The following is a 17,808-nucleotide window of genomic DNA, read 5'->3' as shown; positions in this document are numbered from 1 at the left end:
GCCCCGGAGGGCCGGCGGCCCGGGCTGGGCCGGGCTGCTGCCGAGCGATGTTCGAGGTCACACGGGGCGGGGGACACTGACGCGTGCCGGTCGCCGGAACGCCTGTGCTGCCCGGCCGGCACGGCAGGACCCGGCCGCCACGTGCACGGCAGGACCCGGCCGGGGGCAGCACGGCAGACCCGGCCGCCAAGTGCACGGCAGGACCCGGCCGCGGACAGCACGCGACACCGGCCGCCGGGTGCCCGGCGGCCGGTGTCGGGTAGCCGGCCGGCCCGCTCAGATCGGGTGGTGGCAGGCCACCTCGTGCTCGGGGCCGACGGCGGTCAGCGGCGGCATCTGCGCCGAGCAGATCTCGGTCGCGGCCGGGCAGCGGCCGGCGAACGGGCAGCCGACGGTGCCGGAGGTGGCCGGGCGGCCGACCTCGCCGCCGGCGCGGGGGGCGCGGCGCTCGGTCCGCGGCCCGGGCACCGACGACAGCAGCAGCGCCGTGTAGTGGTGCCGGGGTGCGGCGTAGAGGTCGGCGGACGGCGCGATCTCGACCAGCTTCCCCAGGTACATGACCGCCACCCGGTCGCTGATGTTGCTCACCACGGCCAGGTCGTGGGAGATGAACACCATCGACAGGTCGTACTCGGCCTTCATCCGCTCCAGCAGGTTGAGCACCTGCGCCTGCACCGAGACGTCGAGGGCCGAGACCGGCTCGTCGCAGACGAGCACCTCGGGTTCCTGCACGACCGCGCGGGCGATGGAGATGCGCTGGCACTGCCCGCCGGAGAGCTCGTGCGGGCGGCGGCGGGCCATCTGGTCGTCGACCCCGACCTCCGCGAGCACCTCAAGGGCCCGCCCCCGGGGATCGGCGGAGCCGACCAGCCGCAGCGGCTCGGCGACGATCTCCAGCGCCGTCCGGCGGGGGTTCAGGGAGGAGATCGGGTCCTGGAACACCAGCTGCAGGCGCCGGCGCACCGGCCGCAGCTGCGCCGTCGAGAGCCCGGTGAGCAGCTCGCCGTCCAGCCGGACCTCCCCGGCCGTGGGTGGCGGCAGCTGCACCAGGGAGCGGCCCATCGAGGACTTCCCGCAGCCGGACTCGCCGACCAGGCCCAGGGTCTCCCCCTTCCGCACCGACAGGCTGACGTCGTCCACGGCCCGGACCGGGGCCCGGCCGCGGGCGCGGTACTCCACGACGACGTTGTCGGCGGTGAGGATCCGGCGGTCGCGGGGCCGGACGCCGGCCAGGACCACCGGGGCCGGGATGGCGGTGCTCATGCGGACCCTCCGGGGACGGCGGCGGACACGGGGGAACCTGCGGCCACCGGGACCAGCAGGTCGTGCGGGCGCAGGCAGGCGACCGAGCGGCCCGGTGCCGACGGTGTGAGCGGCGGGAAGGACTCGGCGCAGTCGTCCCCGGCGCGGGGGCAGCGGTCGCGGAACGAGCAGCCCGGTGGCAGGTCGACCAGGCGCGGCGGCCGGCCGGAGATGGTCTTGAGCAGGGTGTGCGGCGGGTTCTCCAGGCGCGGGCGGGCCTGCTCGAGCAGCCGCGTGTACGGGTGCTCCGGGGCGTCGAAGACCGCCTCGGCCGGCCCGCTCTCCACGACCCGGCCGGCGTACATCACCGACACCTCGTCGCAGCGCTCGGCGATCAGTCCGAGGTCGTGGGAGACCAGCAGGATGGCCAGCCCGCGCTCCTCGCACAGCCGGTCGAACAGGTCGAGGATCTGCGCCTGCACCGTCACGTCCAGCGCGGTGGTCGGCTCGTCGGCGATGAGCAGTTGCGGGTCGCAGGACAGGGCGATGGCGATCATCACCCGCTGCCGCTGCCCACCGGAGAGCTCGTGCGGATAGGCACGCAGCCGGGCCTCCGGGTGGGGGATGCCGACCTGGCGCAGCAGCTCGACGGCCGTGTCCCGCGCCTGCCGCCGGGACAGCCCTTTGTGCAGCCGCAGCGGCATCGCGATCTGATGGCCGATCCGCATGACCGGGTTGAGCGCGGTCATCGGGTCCTGGAAGACCATCGCGATCTGCCGGCCGCGGATGTCGCGGCCCATCTCCTCCTCGCTCAGGCCGAACAGGTCCCGGCCGGCGAACCGCACCGCGCCGTCCCGCCGGACCAGGCTGCGCCGCGGGAGCAGGCCCAGCACCGACCGGGAGGTCACCGACTTCCCCGACCCGCTCTCCCCCACCAGGCCGTGCACGGTGCCGGCCTCGATGCGCAGCGAGACGCCGTTGACCACCTCCGCAACGCCGGCCGGGGTGGCGAAGTGCACGCGCAGGTCCTCGATCTCGAGCAGCGCCCCGCCGCTCGCCGTCGTGCCGTTCACAGGACCGACTCCCGGATGTCGAAGCGCTTGCCGAGGTGCTCGGCGAGGAAGTTCAGTGCGAGGAGGGTGATGAACATGGCGAAGGCCGGCAGCAGCACGATGTGCGGGTCGGTGGCCAGCTCGGAGCGGCCGGTGCCCATCATCGAGCCCCAGCTGGACTCCGGCGGGGGGACGCCGAGGCCGAGGAAGCTCAGGGACCCCTCGGCGACGATCGCCACGGCGACCAGCACGGTGGCGTAGGCCAGGACCGGCACCACCACGTTGGGCAGGATCTCCCGGCGCAGGATCCGCCAGCTGCCGGCGCCCATGCCGCGGGCCGCGGTGACGAACTCGCGATTGGTGAAGGCCATCGTCGCGGAGCGGGTGACCCGGGCCACCGCCGGCGAGGCGACGATGCCGATCCCGATGATGATCGTGTCCAGCCCGGGGCCGAGGAAGACGCCCAGGGCGATCAGCGCGACGAGGGCCGGGAAGGCCAGCATCACGTCGACGACGCCGCTGACGACCCGGTTGACCCGCCCGCCGAAGAAGCCGGCGCAGATGCCCAGCGCCGCGCCGATGAGCACCGCGACGGCGATCGAGCCGATGCCCACGGTCAGGCTGACCCGGGCGCCGGTGATCAGCCGGGCCAGGATGTCGCGGCCGATCTCGTCGGTGCCCAGCAGGTGCGCCCCCGACGTGCCGGGCGGTTCGGCGATCGCGCCGTAGTCGCTGCGGGTCGGGTCGGGCAGCGGCAGCAGTGGCTGCAGCACGATCGCGGCCAGCAGCAGCACCAGCCAGCCCAGCGACAGGGAGACCACGAGGCGGCGGGGGCGACGTCGGCGCCGGCGGGCTCCGGTCGCCTCCGGCGGCGGGACGGGGGCGACCACCGCGGTGGTCGCCGGCTCGACGTTGCCGGTGACGGTCATGCGCGCACCCTCGGGTCCAGAAGGGAGTGGAAGAGGTCGACGAGGAAGTTCGCGACGACGTACGCGGCGGCGACGACGAGGATGATCCCCTGCACCAGCACGTAGTCGCGGTTGTTGATGGCGCTGAACAGCAGGGTCCCGAGGCCCGGGATGCCGGAGATCAGCTCGATGATCAGCGCGCCGCCCACCAGCGTCCCGATGTTGATGCCGACGACCGTGATCAGCGTCGGCAGCGAGGGCTTGAGCGCGTACCGGTAGAGGATCGTGCGGTTGCGCAGCCCCTCGGCCCGCGCCATGAGGATGAAGTCCTCCTGCAGCGTGCGGATCATCTCGTTGCGCAGCACCCGCAGGTAGAGCGGGATGAGCCCGGCGGCCAGTGCCAGCGTGGGGATGGTCAGCGACATGAGGTTGTCGGCGAGCCCCTCGGAGATCGGCACGTAGCCCAGGGCCGGCAGGAGGCTCAGCTGCACGGCCAGTACCAGGATCAGCACCAGGGCGACCATGAAGTTCGGGATCGACTGGAGGCCGAAGGTGAAGAAGGCGGTCACCCGGTCGAACACGCCGTCCCGACGGCGCGCCGCCATCACCGCGACCGGCACGGCCACGGCCAGCGACACGATCTCGGCCAGGACCAGCAGCTCGACGGTCACCGGCAGCCGGTCGCCGATCGCCTCCACCACGGTCTGGCTGGTGCGGTAGGACTGCCCGAGGTCGCCCTGCACGGCGTCGCCCAGCCACAGCACGAAGCGCCACAGCAGCGGCTGGTCCAGCCCCAGCTCGCGGCGGATCTCCTCCACCGCGCCCGGCGTGGGGTTGTCGCTGGAGGCGACGATCACCTCGGCGGTGTCGCCCGGCAGCAGGTCCAGCAGGACGAAGACGAGGAAGCTCACCCCCAGCAGGACCGCTGCGAGGTGCCCCACGCGCGCCCCGACGATTCTCAGGTTGGTCACGTCCACCCTCCGTCTCCGGCCGGCGCGGCGGCCGGCGGACCGGACGCTAGGGGCGGGTCCGGGGAGTGGCGACGGTCACGTTCCGGGGACCGGCACGGGCGGTTCAGGCGGCGACCGGGCCCTCGTCACGCGGGTCGTCGAGGCGGGCCAGCCGCAGCCGCCCGCGCAGCCGGGCCAGGACGGCGAAGGCGACGACGAGCAGGACGCCGGCGGCCACCACGGTCGGGCGGGGTCCGGCCACGTCCGCGACCCAGCCCTGCAGCAGGGCGCCGAGCGGCGTCGCGCCGGTGAACACCATGATCCGCAGCGCGAGCACCCGGCCCCGGACGGCGTCGGCGACGATCATCTGGACCGAGGTGTTGACCGCGGAGATGATCGCGAGGAACGCGCCACCGACCACGACCAGCGCGGCGAGCGCGACCGGGAAGGTCGGCGCCAGGCCGAAGCCGGTCACCGCGACGCCGTAGGCGAGCAGCCCCCAGCGGACGGTGCCCGCGGACGTGCGGGAGCGGCCACCGGACACCAGCGGCGCGGCCAGCACCGCGCCCACCCCGAAGGCGACGTTGAGCAGGCCGAGGCCGACCGGGCCGACGTGCAACTCGTCCTCGGCGAAGACGACGGTGAACTGGAAGACCGGGTTGCCGAGCAGGGCGACGACGACCACGACGACGAAGCCGACGAGGATGCCCGGCTGCCCCCGGGTGTAGCGGACCGCCGCCCCGAAGGACCGGAGCACCTTCTCCCGCGGCGGCCGCGGGCCGCGGGGCCGAATCGGCCGCACCAGCGCCAGGGCACCGAGGACGAACAGGAACGACAGCCCGTTGAGCAGGAAGGCCCAGGCGGGACCGAAGGCGGCCAGCAGCACGCCGGCGATCCCGGGTCCCAGGGAGCGGGCGGCGTTGAACTGCAGCGAGTTGAGGGTGATCGCCGAGACGAGGTCCTCGCGGGGCACCAGGTCGTTCACGAACGACTGCCAGCTGGGCATGTTGACGCCGGCCAGCGAGCCCGCCACCGCGACCAGCGCGAGCACGAGCACCGGGTCGCGCAGGCCGCCGGCCCACGCCCCCCACAGCAGCAGCGCGGCCAGCGCCATGCAGCTCTGGGTGACCAGCAGGACGCGCCGCCGGTCGTGGCGGTCGGCCAACGCCCCGCCGAGCGGGCCCAGCAGCAGGCTTGGCGCGAACTGGGCGGCCGTGGCCAGGCCGACCCAGAAGGCGCTCCCGGTCAGCTGGTACAGCACGTACGGGACGGTGAGGTTGGACAGCCAGCTGCCGGTGTTGGACACCAGCGCGCCGCACCAGAAGATCGCGTAGTCGCGGTGGCGGAACGCCCGCAGCGCGTGCCGCAGCCCGCGCGGGGCGGGTGCGGGTGCCGCCGGGGGCTCGGTGCGCGCCAGGGTCAGCGCGGCGTCGTCCCGGCTCTGCGGGGCGGCCGCGGGGTCGGCCGGGTCGGCGGTGCGACGGCCGGCGGGGCCGTCGTCCACCCGCGTCACGACCTCCCCGCCGGCGACGGGACCAGCGCGGCGCCGGCCGGGCGGGCCACCGGGTCGGGTGCCTGCCCGGTGGCCGGTCCCGGCGTCCGCAGCTGGACGGCGGCGACCACCAGGCCCAGCGCGAGGATCCCGGTGAGCACGCCGAGCGCCGCGACGTAACCGCTGGTGAGGGCGGCGACCTGGGTCGCGCCGAGGGCGCCGCCCCGGCCTGCGAAGAAGAGGTCGGCCGTGGCCGCCGGGACGCCGCCGACCACGACGGTCAGCGCGACGGCGGTCGACAGCGTCATACCTCCCGACTGTGCCATCACCCGGATCGCGTTCACCCCACCGGCCCGTTCCGGCGGGGCGCTGCGCAGGAGCATGCTCGAGTTCAGCGGGTGCAGCACGCCGTTGCCCAGGCCGATCACGCCCATGCACACGAGCACCGGCACGGTGCGGCCGCCGGCGCCGACCGCCCACACCAGCCCGCCCATCCCGGCGACGCAGACCGCCGCGGACCCGACGACCAGCCGGCGCTCCTCCACCCACCGGGTCAGCCCGTCGGCCACCAGCGCGCCCACGGTGAGGCCCACCGCCAGCGGGGTCACCGCGAGCGCCGCCGCGAGGGGTGAGGCGCCGCGCACGCCCTGGAAGTAGAGGCCGACCACGGCGACGACGCTCATCCGCGGCATCGCGAGCAGGAACCCGGCGGCCAGGGAGAGCGAGAACGACCGGACGCGGAACAGCGCCAGGTCGATCGCCGGCCGGGCGGCGCGGCGCTCGACGAGCAGGAAGACCGGGAACAGGACGGCGAAGACGGCGATGCCGCCGACGACGACCGGGTCCCCCCACCCCTCCCGGCTGGCGCTCGACAGCCCCAGCAGCAGCGCGGCCAGCCCGACGAGGACGACGGTGTTGCCGCCGACGTCGACGCGGCCCGCCCGGCGCGGTCCGGGCGGGACGGTGCGAAGCAGCCGCCAGCCGCCGGCCAGCGCGAGCAGCCCGATCGGCACGGTGGCCCAGAACAGCCAGCGCCAGCCGAACCACGTCGTCACCAGCCCGCCGAGGGCGGGGCCGGCGACCTGGGCGACGGAGAAGCCGGCCAGGTAGACGCCCATCGCCCGGTTGAGCAGCTGCCGCGGGAAGACCGCGGCGAGGATCGTCACCGCGTTGCACAGCAGGGCGGCGGCGGCGACGCCCTGCACCGCCCGGAGCGCGAGGAACACCTCGGCGGTCGGGGCCGACCCGAGCCCGAGGCTGGCCGCGGTGTAGAGCGCGAGCCCGGCGAGGAACATCCGCCGCCGGTCGACCGAGTCGGCCACCTGGCCCATGACGATCAGCAGCGAGGTGTTGACCAGCATGTAGCCGAGCAGGATCCAGGTGGCCTGCACCGAGCCGGCGTCGAGGTCGTCGACCACCGCCGGCAGGGCGATGGTGAGCATGGTGCCGGACAGCGACATGAGGATCGTCGCGACGAAGACGACAGCGAGGACGCCCCACGCCGGGCGCGGGACACCGGCCGTCTCCCGCCCGTGCCCTCCCCGCCCGCGCCGCACCCGTGGCCTCCCGCCTGCCGTGGTCTCTCCGGATCCGCCCCCGCGCCGCGGCCGGTCCCGGTCGCGGGGCGGGAGCCGGGTCACCAGCCGAAGGGGTCCGGTTCGTAGCCGAACAGCTTGAGCCCGTAGGCCTGGTACATCGGGTCGGCGACGTTGCAGACGTGCACCAGGCCGGCGTGGCAGTCCCGCCAGAACCGCTGCATCGGCTGGCTGAGCCGCAGCGACCCGCCGCCGGAGTGGGCGAAGAGCCGGTCGACGGCGTCGATGGACCGGCGCACGGCCCGCACCCCGTTGCGACGGAGCTCCAGCCGGAACTCGTCGCTCAGGTGCTCGCCGCGCTCGACGACGTCCATGGCGCGCTTCCAGTCGTCGAGAAAGTGCACCCGGCTGGCCGCGATGTCCGCGGCCGCCTCGCCCAGCGTGGACAGGTGCGCCGGGTCGTTGGTCGTCGTCCCGCCCTTCACCGTGATCCGGGTGCGCGAGTAGGCGACGAACGCGGCCAGCGCACCCTCGGCCATCCCGAGGGTGCCGGCGTTGATCGCGGCCGGGAAGATCGAACCGAACGGGATGGCGTAGAGCGGCTGCTCCCGCCCGACCTCGCGGGCCTGGACGCCGTGGTCGAACCGCTCCAGCGCGCCGACCCGGTACTCGGGGACGAACACGTCGTCGACGGAGACGTCCTTGGAGCCGGTGCCGCGCAGGCCCACGACCTCCCACGAGTCGTGGTGGATCGTGTAGTCCCCGCGCGGCAGGACGAAGTGCCGCGGCGTGGGGTTGGCGATGTTCCCGGCCCCGTCGGTCACCAGCCCGCCGAGGATGATCCAGTCGCAGTTGTCGGTGCCCGAGGAGAACGGCCACCGGCCGCTGAACAGGTAGCCGCCCTCGACCGGCGTGGCCCGCCCGAGCGGCGCGTACGGGGAGGCGATCCAGGTGTCCGGGTCCTCGCCCCACAGCTCGTCCTGCAGCTTGACCGGGAACTGGCCGAGCTGCCAGGGGTGGACGCCGACGACGCCGGCGACCCAGCCTGCGGCCGGGTTGCGGGCACCGACGGCGAGCACGGTCTCGAAGAACTCGGCGGGGGTGGCCTCGAAGCCGCCGTAGTCCTTGGGCTGGAGCATCCGGATCACCCCGGCCTCGCGGAGCTTCTGCGCCGTCTCCTGCGGGAGGCGCCCCTCCTGCTCCGCCTCCGCGGCGTGCGACTCGAGGTAGTCGGCGATCTCCTCGACACGCTCCAGGACCTCATGCATCGTTCGTCCTCCGATCCGGGTGGGTGACGGTCAAGGCGACCGACGCGGCCGATCGTGTCCCCGGTTCCGGACGGGGCGGTAGGAAGCGGTGCCGCCTGCCGGAACGGCCGGTCCAGAGCGGTCACGCGACCCGGACGGCGAGGCCCTCGAGCCCGGGCACGGCCGGGAAGGCGGCCATCACCTCGGGGTCGTGACCGGGCACCACCAGGTGCGGCGAGTCGGCCAGCTCGCTGATCCGGTCGAACGCCGCGTACATGCCCGGGAGGCTGTTGACGATGGAGAACGGCCGGTCGGACCGGATGTTCTCGTAGAAGTGGGCGGCGTCGGAGGCGAGCACCACCCAGCCCTCCGCCGTCCGCACCCGGGTCACCTGGGTGCCCGGCGTGTGCCCGCCGACCAGGTGCACCGAGACCCCGGGCACCAGCTCGACGTCGCCGTCGACGATCCGCGCGCCGCCGTCCCACGCACGGCGCAGCACGTGCACCACGTCGTCGGGCTCCAGGGTGCGGCGGAAGTCGCCCCGGCCGGCCCACCGGCCGGCCACGAACTGCGTCTCCCGCTCCTGGACGACGACCGTCGCGTCCGGGAAGTCGGCGACCTGCCCGATGTGGTCCCAGTGCAGGTGGCTCACCACCAGGGTGCCGACGTCGGCCGGGGCGACGCCGAGCCGGCGCAGGGTGTCGACCGGGGAGGCGAGGTAGCGGCGGTTGCGCCGCTGCGCGGTGGCCGCGGTGTAGCCGGCGTCGACGAGGACCACGTGCTCGGCCGAGCGGGCCAGCCAGACGAAGTAGTCGGTGGGGTGGCTCTCCAGCGGGCGCGGCTCGGGGCCGTAGAAGTGCGAGCCGCGCACCGCGCCCGGGTCCTCGGCGAACTTGATCGCGTAGACCTCGTACACCGCGGCGCTCACCGGGCCGACGCTCCCGGGACGGCGTCGGCCGCCCCGGGAGCCCCCGCCGGCCGGTAGGAGACCAGGCGCACGGCTCAGGCGTTGCGAACGAAGTCGGCCACGAGCCGGTTGAACTCGGCGGCGTGCTCGATCTGCGCCCAGTGCCCGCACCGGTTGAGCAGCACCAGCCGCGAGTTCCGGATCATCGAGACCAGCCGCAGCGAGTGCTCGAAGTGCACCACCCGGTCGTCGCGGCCGTGGATCAGCAGAGCCGGGGTCCGGATGGAGGTGATCTGCTCGGGGGTGGCCACGGTGCGCACCGGGCCGCCGCCGGCCATGCCGGTGATCCAGTTGGCCAGGTGGTCGGGGCGCGCCGCGGCGGCGTCCGCCCGGATCCTGGCCAGCTCGTCGGTGGCGAACTCCGGCGCGAAGGTCATGATCTCGACCAGCCGCTTCATCGTCTCCGGCGTCGGGTTCCGGTACCCCTCGGCGAGGACCTTGAGCCCCTCGCTGGGCCCGTCGCCGGGGCTGAACAGGGGCGGCACGGAGAAGAAGCTGCCCGGCCCCATGGTGATCAGGTGGCTGATCCGGTCCGGGTGGCGGGCGGCGAAGGTCACCGCCGTCATGCCGCCCATCGAGTTGCCGACCAGCGCCGCCTTCTCGATCTCCAGGGCGTCCATGAACTCGAGCACCGCGTTGGGGTGGTCGTAGACGTCGGGGGTCGCGGCGTCGGACCGGCCCCAACCGGGGGCGTCGACAGCGAGCACGCGGAAGCGCTCCGACAGCGGGCCGATGTTGGGCCGGAAGTTGCTCCAGCCGGTGGCCCCGGCCCCGCTGCCGTGCAGCAGGATCAGCGGCGTGCCCTCGCCGGCCTCGTTGTAGTGGATCTTCCAGCTGCGCGTCCGGACGTAGCGGCTGGTGCCCTCGTCGGTCGGCTCCGGGCTCGTCTGCGGCGTGGCCATGTCGGCGGCTCCCTGGGTGTCGGTGGCGTGCAGCTCGATCCAACGAGCGACCGGCGGGCGGGGGAAGCGCGCCGTGCCACCCGGCGGGACGCCGCCCTCAGCGCCGGGCGGCGAGCTCGGAGCCGACGATCCAGCCCATCCCGAGCGCCGCCAGCAGGCCGTTGCCGGAGGAGTAGCCGGCCGAGTCGGGGCCGGCCAGGCCGACCGCCGTCCCCCCGCCGGCGCGCAGGCCGGGCACGGTGGACCCGTCGGTGCACAGCACCCGGCCGCGGGGGTCGATGCGGGCCCCGCCCTGGGTGGTGAGCACACCGTGGGTCACCCAGGCCGCGTGGAGGACCGTGCCCTCCAGTGGCCGGCCGGGCCGCGGCTCCGCGAGGGAGCCGGCGAGGACGTCGGCGGGCAGGCCGAGCGCGGCGGCGACGGCGGTCGGGCTCTCGAAGCGGCCGAAGGCACCGGCCCGCACCGACTCGCGCATCAGCTCGGACTCCGCGGCGGCGTCCATCGCCCGCTGGTCCCACAGCAGCACGGCCCGCTCCCCCGGCACGCCCCGCAGCACGCCGGCCAGGCCGGAGTAGCCGTACGCGGTCTCGTCGACGAACCGCCGTCCGCCGGCGTCGACGAGGACCGCCCCGAGGAAGGGCAGCGCCGGGTTGAGCCGGGTGCCGTGCCCGGCGACCACCAGCCCGTGCCGGAGGCAGGCGGACATGTTGCCGAACGCGGCGCCGAGCTCCCGCAGCCACGGGACGGCGTCGCCCGTGCTGGCGCTGGTGCCCCCGAAGAACGGCTCGCCCAGCGCGGCGCAGTGCTCGCGCATGAGCTCGGGGTTGGCGCCGAACCCGTCGCAGGCGAGGACGACGGTGCCGGCGCGCACCTCCTGGCGGGCGCCGTTCTGCTCGACGACGACGCCGGTGACGCCCGCGCCGCCGGTGAGCAGGCCGACCGCGGGCGCGCCGTCCACGACCGCGACGCCCGGCAGCCCGGCCAGCGCAGCGCGCAGGTGCGCCATCAGCCGGCCGCCGCCGCGCCGGCCGACGTCGGTGTGCAGCCGCGGCACCGACATCCCCGCCCGCGGCATGTCGGTGCCCAGCTCGACCGGGTAGCCGAGGGCGTCGGCGATCCACTCCACGTACTCCGGCGCCGCCCGGCACAGCGCGAGGACCAGCTCCCGCGCCTCCTCGTCGCCGCTGGCGGCCAGGATCTCCCCGGCGTGCTGCTCCGGGGAGTCCTCGATCCCCAGCTCGCGCTGGAAGCGGGTGCCGCCGGCGGCCAGGCTGCCGCTGGAGATCGCCGAGTTGCTGCCGTCGCGCAGGTCCTTGTCGAACACCGCGACGGTCAGGCCGGGGTGCCGGCCGGCGCGCAGCGCGGTCATCGTGCCGAAGCCGCCGGCCCCGACGACCGCGACGTCGACCTCCACGGTCTCGGTCATGGTCGGACCGGGACGACGGGGGCGGCGGTGCGGCCGGTGCCGTAGAAGTCGCGGGCCGCGTCGACCAGCGCGCGGGGCGGCTGGGCGTGGTGGAAGCCGCGGCGGGAGGGCCGCAGCCCGGTGCGGCGGTACTGCGCGGCGCGCAGCTCGGCCACCTGCAGGCAGGTGCCGATCGAGTCGAGGACCGGCACCTCGTCGACCCGGGCGACGCCCTGGTCGGCGAGGAACACGTTGAGCGGCCCCTCCCCCGGCACGATCACCGTGGCTCCCTGGTCGACCACCTCCCGGGCGGCGGCGGTGAACGCCTCGACCAGCGGCTCCGGGTCGGCGTAGGCCGCCATCACGTCGGTGAACCGGGCGTCCACCTGGGCGATCGGGCCGACGACCTGGTCGAGCCGGTAGGTCCGCAGGTTGCGGCGCAGCTGCGGCTCGAGCGCCCCGATGAAGTTCACGATGCCCACGCAGTCGCCGAGCGTCGCGGCGACCAGCACCGAGGTGTGCCCGAACGCGACGACCGGGATGTCGACGAGCGTGCGCACCTCCTCGTAGCCGGTGTCGGGCACGGTGGCGATGAGGAAGGCGTCGTAGCCCTCGTCCTGTGCCTGCAGCGCCGCGCCGACGAACTGCTCCCGGTGCAGCCCGGAGAGGTAGGCGTAGCCGATGTGCGTGCCCGGGTAGTCCGAGGGATAGGTGCCCGGCCGCATCCCGTGCAGGTCCACCGTGGTGCCCGGGCCCGCGACGGCGTCCAGGTGGCGCTGCAGGGCGTCCCGGTAGTGCGGGACGTCGTCGAGCACGGTGAAGCTCTGGTGCCAGATCCGCATCTCAGGCCTCCCCGACGGCGGCCAGCAGCTCGGCGTCCCTGCGGTGAGACGCGGCCTGCTGCCCGGCGATCCGGCCGAACACCGCGCCGCGCAGCACCGACGTCGAGCCGGTGTAGTTGGAGTAGTAGAGGCCGGTGAGCTCCCCAGCGGCGTACAGCCCCGGGATGGGGTCGCCGTCGCGGTCGACCACCTCCGAGCGCGGGGTCACCTTCAGGCCGCCGAAGGTGAAGACGTTCGCGGCCATGATCGGCAGCGCTGTGAACGGCGCCTGCGCGATCGGGGTGGCCCAGTTCGACTTGGCCGGCGTCAGCCCCCACGTGGCCAGCCCGTCGGGCACCGCCGGGTCGAAGGCGCCGTCGGGGCAGGCGGCGTTGTAGGCGTCGACCGTGGCCTGCAGCCGGTCGGCCGGGACGTCGAGCCTCGCGGCGAGCTCGGCGATCGACGCCGCGGTGATCGCCGGCTGGTCGGTGCGGATCGCCGAGCGGAGGTTGGGCACCGCCGTCCCCCGCGCGTCGAGGACGACGTACGCGAGGCCGTCCGGCTGCGCCTGGATGACCCGGGTGACCCGCTCGTACCAGGCGTCGACCGGGCCGCGGGCCTCGTCGACGAACCGCTCCCCGTCGGCGTTGACGAGGATGCCGTAGGGGAAGCAGAAGACCGCCGCCTCGGGCTCGCCGGAGCGCGGATCGACCGGTTCGGCGTGGAAGAGCGCGAAGTTGCCGGCGGTGGCCGCGCCGGCGGCCAGCGCCATCTCGATGCCCTCGCCCTTGTTCCAGTTGCCGCCGCGGGCGACCGGCCGGGTGGTCAGCGCCCGCTCGCCGGTGTAGCGGGCCATCATCTCGGCGTTGCCCTGGAACCCGCCGCAGGCCAGGACGACGGCGCCACGGTGGCGCACCGGGCCGTCGGGCGTCGTCGTCTCGACGCCGGTGACCACGCCGTCCTCCACGACGAGCGCGCGGGCGGTGGTGCGGAAGCGGAACTCGACGCCGGACTCCCGGGCCGCCGCGCCGAGCGTCTCCACGATCGCCAGCCCGCCGCCCACCGGCGCCCACCGGGTGGTCGAGGTGGTGAGGAACGGGGTGGGCAGCTGCTCGAAGCGCAGCCCGTGCGTGGTCATCCAGCGCAGCGTGGGCCCGGCCTGCTCGGCGAAGGTCTCCACGTAGTCGGGGTCGACGACGTGCGAGCCGCGGGTGAGCCCGGAGCGGCGGGCCGCGTCGCGGGTCGTCTCGATCACGAGGCCCGGGTCCGGGTGGCCCATGACGTCCCCGAGCAGCGTCTCCTCGAGCCCGTCGGCGGCCTCGTCGAGCGAGCGCATCCGCAGGAAGGCCTCGGTGTAGCGGGTGTTGCCGCCGCTGTCGGCCTCCGGCGCCCGCTCGAGGACGACGACCCGCGCCCCCTCCTGCGCGGCGGCGACGGCCGCGGTCAGCCCGGCGACCCCGGCCCCGACCACCACCACGTCGTACGTCTGTGCCATCACAGGGCACCCACCACGTCGGCGGCCGACCGGACCGCGGCGAACAGGGGCAGGGTCGTGGTGACCGCGAACTCGTGCGCGGCCGGTGAGAACGAGGCGCACATGTCCTCGACGACGACCACCTGGAACCCGGCGTCGCCGGCGTGCCGGGCCGCGGACTCCACGACCAGGTTGGTGGCGACCCCGCCGAGGACCAGCGTGCGGATGCCCTCCGCGTGCAGGACGTGCATCAGCGGGGTGCCGACGAAGGGGTCCACGCAGCCCTTGTCCACCACCGGCTCGCCGTCGATCGGCGCGAGGTCGGCGACGATCGCGGCCTCCGGGGAGCCGGCCAGCATGGCCCGGCCCTGCGGATAGGCGTCGAAGCGCGGCAGCCGGTTGGTGCGCAGCGCGTAGGTGGGGTCGAACGCCAGGCGCACGTGCGCGACGAACAGGCCGGCCGCGCGGGCGGCGGCGAGCACCTCGGCGGCGGTCTGGACGACCTTGCGCTCGGCGACCTGGTCGGCCAGCACCGGCATGCGGCCGTGCGGGCCGTGCTCGCACAGCGCCACCTGGTAGTCCAGGAGCAGCAGCGCGGTGTCGGGTCGGGTCATCAGGAGGGTCCTGTCCTCTCGGGGGGTGGGGTTCGGCGGGCCGGTCACCACGCGGACCAGCCGCCGTCGACGTAGACGACCTGGCCGGTGACGTAGGCCGAGGCGGGTGAGGCGAGCAGCAGCAGCGGGCCGTCGAGGTCGCGCTCGGGGTCGCCGAGCCGGCCGAGCATGGTGCGGGCGGCGAACCACTCCAGCCGCTCGGGGTCGGCGGCCAGCGGAGCGGTCATCGCGGTGGGGTAGAAGACCGCCGGCGCCAGGCAGTTGACGGTGACCCCCGAGGGGCCCAGCTCCGCGGCCAGCGCCCGGGTCACGTTCACGACGCCGGCCTTCGAGGCGTAGTAGGCCGACTCGGGCACCGGCCCGACCCGCTCGGCGTAGACGGTGGTGAGGTTGACGATCCGTCCGGCGCCCAGCGCCGCCATCCGCCGTCCGGCGGCCCGGCCGAGCAGCCAGGTGCCGGTGAGGTTGACCCGGACCACCCGCTCGAACTCCTCGAGCGTCGTCTCGTCGTAGCCCTTGCGCAGCATCACGCCGGCGGCGTTGACCAGGACGTCGAGCCGGCCGTGCCGGGCGAGGACGTCGTCGAAGAGCGCCTCCACCGAGGCCTCGTCGGTGACGTCGCACTCGGCGGTCCCGGTGCCCGGGGCGCGCTCGGCGGTGGTGGCGAGGTCGTCCTTGCGTGCGGCGACGTCGGCGGCGACCACCCGCGCGCCGCGGCCGGCCAGCGCGAGCACGGCCCGCTCGCCGAGACCCCCGGCGGCGGCGCCGACGACCACCGCCACCTGCCCGGTGAGGTCGAACGGGTCGGCGCTCACCGGGCGCCCACCGTGGCGGCGCGGGCCAGGGCGGCGGCGGTGCGGCCGGCGATCCGCCCGAAGACGCCGCTCTTCCCGATCGACGTGCCGGTCATGTAGCCGCCTCCGTGGAAGCCGCCGACCACCTCGCCCGCGGCCAGCAGGCCGGGGATCGGGTCGCCGAACACGTCGCGGACGGCGCACGTCGGGTCGACGGTGAGCCCGCAGTACGTGGCCAGCACGACGGTCGTGCTCGGCTGGGCGTAGAACGGCGGCGTCCGCAGCGGGACCCGCTCCCCCACGCCGCCGGAGAGGTGCACCCGGCCCTGCTCGTCGGGGGTCCCGGCGTCGATCGCCGCGTCGTACCGCTCGACGGTGGCCACCAGCTCCGCGGCGGGCAGGCCCAGCGCGTCGGCCAGCTCGGGCAGGCCGTCGGCGACGGTCAGCAGGCCGCTGCGCTCGCGGGCGGCGAAGTCGTAGATCGGCGTCTCGTCGTCGCTGCGGGCCATCACCCCGGCGTCGAAGACCTGGTAGGTGACGCCGCCGGGCTGGGCCAGGCTCGCGTCGCCCAGCTCCTTGTACGGCCGGGACTCGTCGACGAACCGCCGTCCCTCCCGGTTGACCGCGATCGCGCCCTTGTAGACGGCGAGGATGCCGGTGCCGCGCTCCCCCGGGACGTCCTCGGGGTAGATGCCGTAGGTGCCCTTGACGTAGGGCGTGTCGACGACGCCGGCGCCGAGCTTCATCCCCATGAGCAGGCCGTCGCCCTGGCTGCCCGCTCCACCCTCGCGGCGGGCCAGCCGCATCTGCGGGGCGAACCGGGCCAGCAGCTCCGGGTTCTGCGAGAAGCCGCCGGTCGCGAGGACGACGGCCGCCGCGCGCACCTCGACGACGCCGTCGCCGGTCTCCGCCTCGACCCCGGTGACCCGGCCGTCCTCGGTGAGCAGCCGGCGCACCCGCACTCCGGTGACCACGGGGGCGCCGAGCTCGGCGGCGCGGGCGGTGAGCACGTCGAGCAGCCGGCGGGTGTCGGTGGGGTGCGAGCGCGGCACGCTCTGCCCGGCGGCGGCGTGCACCGTGCCGTAGCGGATCCCCAGGCCCCGGAACCAGCGGTAGGTCTCCTCCTGGTGCGCGCAGTAGGCGTCGACGAGGGCAGGGTCGTTGACGTGGTGCCCGGTGGTCAGGAGGTCGGCGCGCAGCAGGTCGGCGGAGTCCGCGATGCCCTGGGCGGCCTGCTCGTCGGTGCCGGCGAAGGCCGACAGCCCGGCGGACAGGACGGTGCTGCCGCCGGTCTCCTCCCGGCGCTCCAGCAGCACCGCGCGGGCGCCCTGCTCGGCGGCCGACAGCAGCGCGGCGCACCCGGCCAGGCCGCCGCCGACCACGACGACGTCGTAGCCGGGTCCCGGAGCTGCGCTCACCGGGACGCCCACGGCCGGTCGTAGTGCCGCTCCGCGGCCTGGTAGGCGGGCAGGTGGAACAGCTCCTGGCGCACGTGCCAGGCGGCGATCCGGTCGCTGTAGGAGCGGGTCTCGCCCTCGGCGGCCAGGTGGGCGAGCGCGTCGGCGGCGGCCCGGAGCGCGGCGCGCATGACGAAGTTGGCGTACAGCACGAAGGAGAAACCGAGGTCGCCGTACGCCTCCACGCTCAGCTCGGGGGTCTTGCCGCCCTCGACGACGTTGACCACCAGCGGCACCCCGGCCAGCTCGCGGCCGACCCGCGCCAGCTCCTCGACGGTGCGGGGAGCCTCGACGAACAGCACGTCGGCGCCGGCCTCGACGTAGGCCGCGCCGCGGCGGATCGCCTCGTCGATGCCCTCGGCGCTGCGGGCGTCGGTGCGGGCGACGAGCACCAGGGCGTCGTCCTCCCGGGCGTCGCGGGCGGCCTGCAGCTTGGCCTGCATGTGCTCGGCGGGGATGAGCCGGTGGCTGTCGAAGTGCCCGCAGCGCTTGGGCATCTCCTGGTCCTCGAGCTGGATCGCCGCGGCCCCGGCGCGCTCCAGCAGCCGGACCGCCCGCATCGCCGACAGCGGCCCGCCGTACCCCGTGTCGGCGTCCACGACGAGCGGCAGGTCGGCGGCGAGGCCGAGGCGGCCGACGTGCTCGACCACCTCGGGCAGGGTCACCAGGCCGACGTCGGGCAGGCCGTGGACGGCGTTGGCCAGGCCCGCACCGGTGGCGTAGGCGGCGCCGAAGCCGGCCTGCTGGACCAGGCGCAGCCCGGCGGCGTCGGTCACCCCGGGCACGACCAGCGGCCGGCCGGTGGCGCGCGCGTCGGCCAGCGCGGCGCGAAGCGCGGTGCGCCGGTCGTGCGCGCTGCGGGCCGGGCCGATGCCGACGAGGTCGGACGGCAGGGGCACGCCGTCGGGCGAGGGGGGCACGGATCGTCTCCTGGGGGTCGGGGCGGCT

General features: G+C 75.2%; 16 protein-coding genes. All 16 read right to left on the bottom strand.

Going from position 1 to position 17,808, the window contains the following annotated elements:
- Positions 1 to 276: 276 nt before the first annotated feature.
- Positions 277 to 1,263, bottom strand: a complete 987-nt coding sequence (locus MY526_RS14070) for an ABC transporter ATP-binding protein (protein ID WP_436692940.1) — start codon at positions 1,261 to 1,263, stop codon at positions 277 to 279.
- The gene (locus MY526_RS14065) at positions 1,260 to 2,315 is read right to left on the bottom strand and encodes an ABC transporter ATP-binding protein (protein WP_436704130.1); all 1,056 of its coding nucleotides are present in this window, start codon (positions 2,313 to 2,315) and stop codon (positions 1,260 to 1,262) included. Before MY526_RS14065 ends, MY526_RS14070 begins: the two co-directional genes overlap by 4 nt.
- Complete coding sequence (locus MY526_RS14060) at positions 2,312 to 3,223, bottom strand: ABC transporter permease (protein ID WP_436692937.1); 912 nt, start codon at positions 3,221 to 3,223, stop codon at positions 2,312 to 2,314. Before MY526_RS14060 ends, MY526_RS14065 begins: the two co-directional genes overlap by 4 nt.
- The gene (locus MY526_RS14055) at positions 3,220 to 4,173 is read right to left on the bottom strand and encodes an ABC transporter permease (RefSeq protein WP_436692935.1); all 954 of its coding nucleotides are present in this window, start codon (positions 4,171 to 4,173) and stop codon (positions 3,220 to 3,222) included. Before MY526_RS14055 ends, MY526_RS14060 begins: the two co-directional genes overlap by 4 nt.
- Positions 4,174 to 4,276: 103 nt before the next feature.
- Entirely contained in the window at positions 4,277 to 5,665 is a 1,389-nt protein-coding gene (locus tag MY526_RS14050) for an MFS transporter (protein WP_436704128.1), read from the bottom strand.
- Positions 5,662 to 7,200 carry an MFS transporter gene (locus tag MY526_RS14045; protein ID WP_436692931.1) on the bottom strand — a complete coding sequence of 513 codons (1,539 nt, stop codon included), beginning with the start codon at positions 7,198 to 7,200 and terminating at the stop codon, positions 5,662 to 5,664. The genes MY526_RS14050 and MY526_RS14045 overlap by 4 nt, the downstream gene beginning before the upstream one ends.
- Before the next feature lie 80 nt (positions 7,201 to 7,280).
- Positions 7,281 to 8,447: an acyl-CoA dehydrogenase family protein gene (locus MY526_RS14040; protein WP_436692930.1), complete on the bottom strand. Its 1,167-nt coding sequence runs from the start codon at positions 8,445 to 8,447 to the stop codon at positions 7,281 to 7,283.
- 121 nt (positions 8,448 to 8,568) lie between these two features.
- The gene (locus MY526_RS14035; RefSeq protein WP_436692928.1) at positions 8,569 to 9,354 is read right to left on the bottom strand and encodes an N-acyl homoserine lactonase family protein; all 786 of its coding nucleotides are present in this window, start codon (positions 9,352 to 9,354) and stop codon (positions 8,569 to 8,571) included.
- Between the two features lie 74 nt (positions 9,355 to 9,428).
- Positions 9,429 to 10,295 (bottom strand): alpha/beta fold hydrolase, encoded by an 867-nt coding sequence (locus tag MY526_RS14030; protein WP_436704126.1) that lies wholly within the window; start codon positions 10,293 to 10,295, stop codon positions 9,429 to 9,431.
- Between the two features lie 97 nt (positions 10,296 to 10,392).
- Positions 10,393 to 11,721: an FAD-dependent oxidoreductase gene (locus tag MY526_RS14025; RefSeq protein ID WP_436692924.1), complete on the bottom strand. Its 1,329-nt coding sequence runs from the start codon at positions 11,719 to 11,721 to the stop codon at positions 10,393 to 10,395.
- Positions 11,718 to 12,542 carry an aspartate/glutamate racemase family protein gene (locus tag MY526_RS14020; RefSeq protein WP_436692922.1) on the bottom strand — a complete coding sequence of 275 codons (825 nt, stop codon included), beginning with the start codon at positions 12,540 to 12,542 and terminating at the stop codon, positions 11,718 to 11,720. Before MY526_RS14020 ends, MY526_RS14025 begins: the two co-directional genes overlap by 4 nt.
- Before the next feature lies 1 nt (position 12,543).
- Positions 12,544 to 14,016 (bottom strand): FAD-dependent tricarballylate dehydrogenase TcuA, encoded by a 1,473-nt coding sequence (gene tcuA, locus MY526_RS14015; protein ID WP_436704124.1) that lies wholly within the window; start codon positions 14,014 to 14,016, stop codon positions 12,544 to 12,546.
- Positions 14,016 to 14,609 (bottom strand): cysteine hydrolase family protein, encoded by a 594-nt coding sequence (locus tag MY526_RS14010; protein WP_436704122.1) that lies wholly within the window; start codon positions 14,607 to 14,609, stop codon positions 14,016 to 14,018. The genes tcuA and MY526_RS14010 overlap by 1 nt, the downstream gene beginning before the upstream one ends.
- Before the next feature lie 44 nt (positions 14,610 to 14,653).
- Positions 14,654 to 15,424 carry an SDR family NAD(P)-dependent oxidoreductase gene (locus MY526_RS14005; protein ID WP_436692916.1) on the bottom strand — a complete coding sequence of 257 codons (771 nt, stop codon included), beginning with the start codon at positions 15,422 to 15,424 and terminating at the stop codon, positions 14,654 to 14,656.
- The gene (locus MY526_RS14000; protein WP_436692914.1) at positions 15,421 to 16,821 is read right to left on the bottom strand and encodes an FAD-dependent oxidoreductase; all 1,401 of its coding nucleotides are present in this window, start codon (positions 16,819 to 16,821) and stop codon (positions 15,421 to 15,423) included. Before MY526_RS14000 ends, MY526_RS14005 begins: the two co-directional genes overlap by 4 nt.
- On the bottom strand, positions 16,818 to 17,780 hold the full coding sequence (locus MY526_RS13995; RefSeq protein WP_436692913.1) for an isocitrate lyase/PEP mutase family protein: 963 nt from the start codon (positions 17,778 to 17,780) through the stop codon (positions 16,818 to 16,820). The genes MY526_RS14000 and MY526_RS13995 overlap by 4 nt, the downstream gene beginning before the upstream one ends.
- Positions 17,781 to 17,808 lie beyond the last annotated feature (28 nt).

It is taken from the genome of Geodermatophilus sp. CPCC 205761 (assembly GCF_051383655.1).
Lineage (GTDB): Bacteria > Actinomycetota > Actinomycetes > Mycobacteriales > Geodermatophilaceae > Geodermatophilus.
This window is presented reverse-complemented; position numbering and strand designations above follow the sequence as displayed.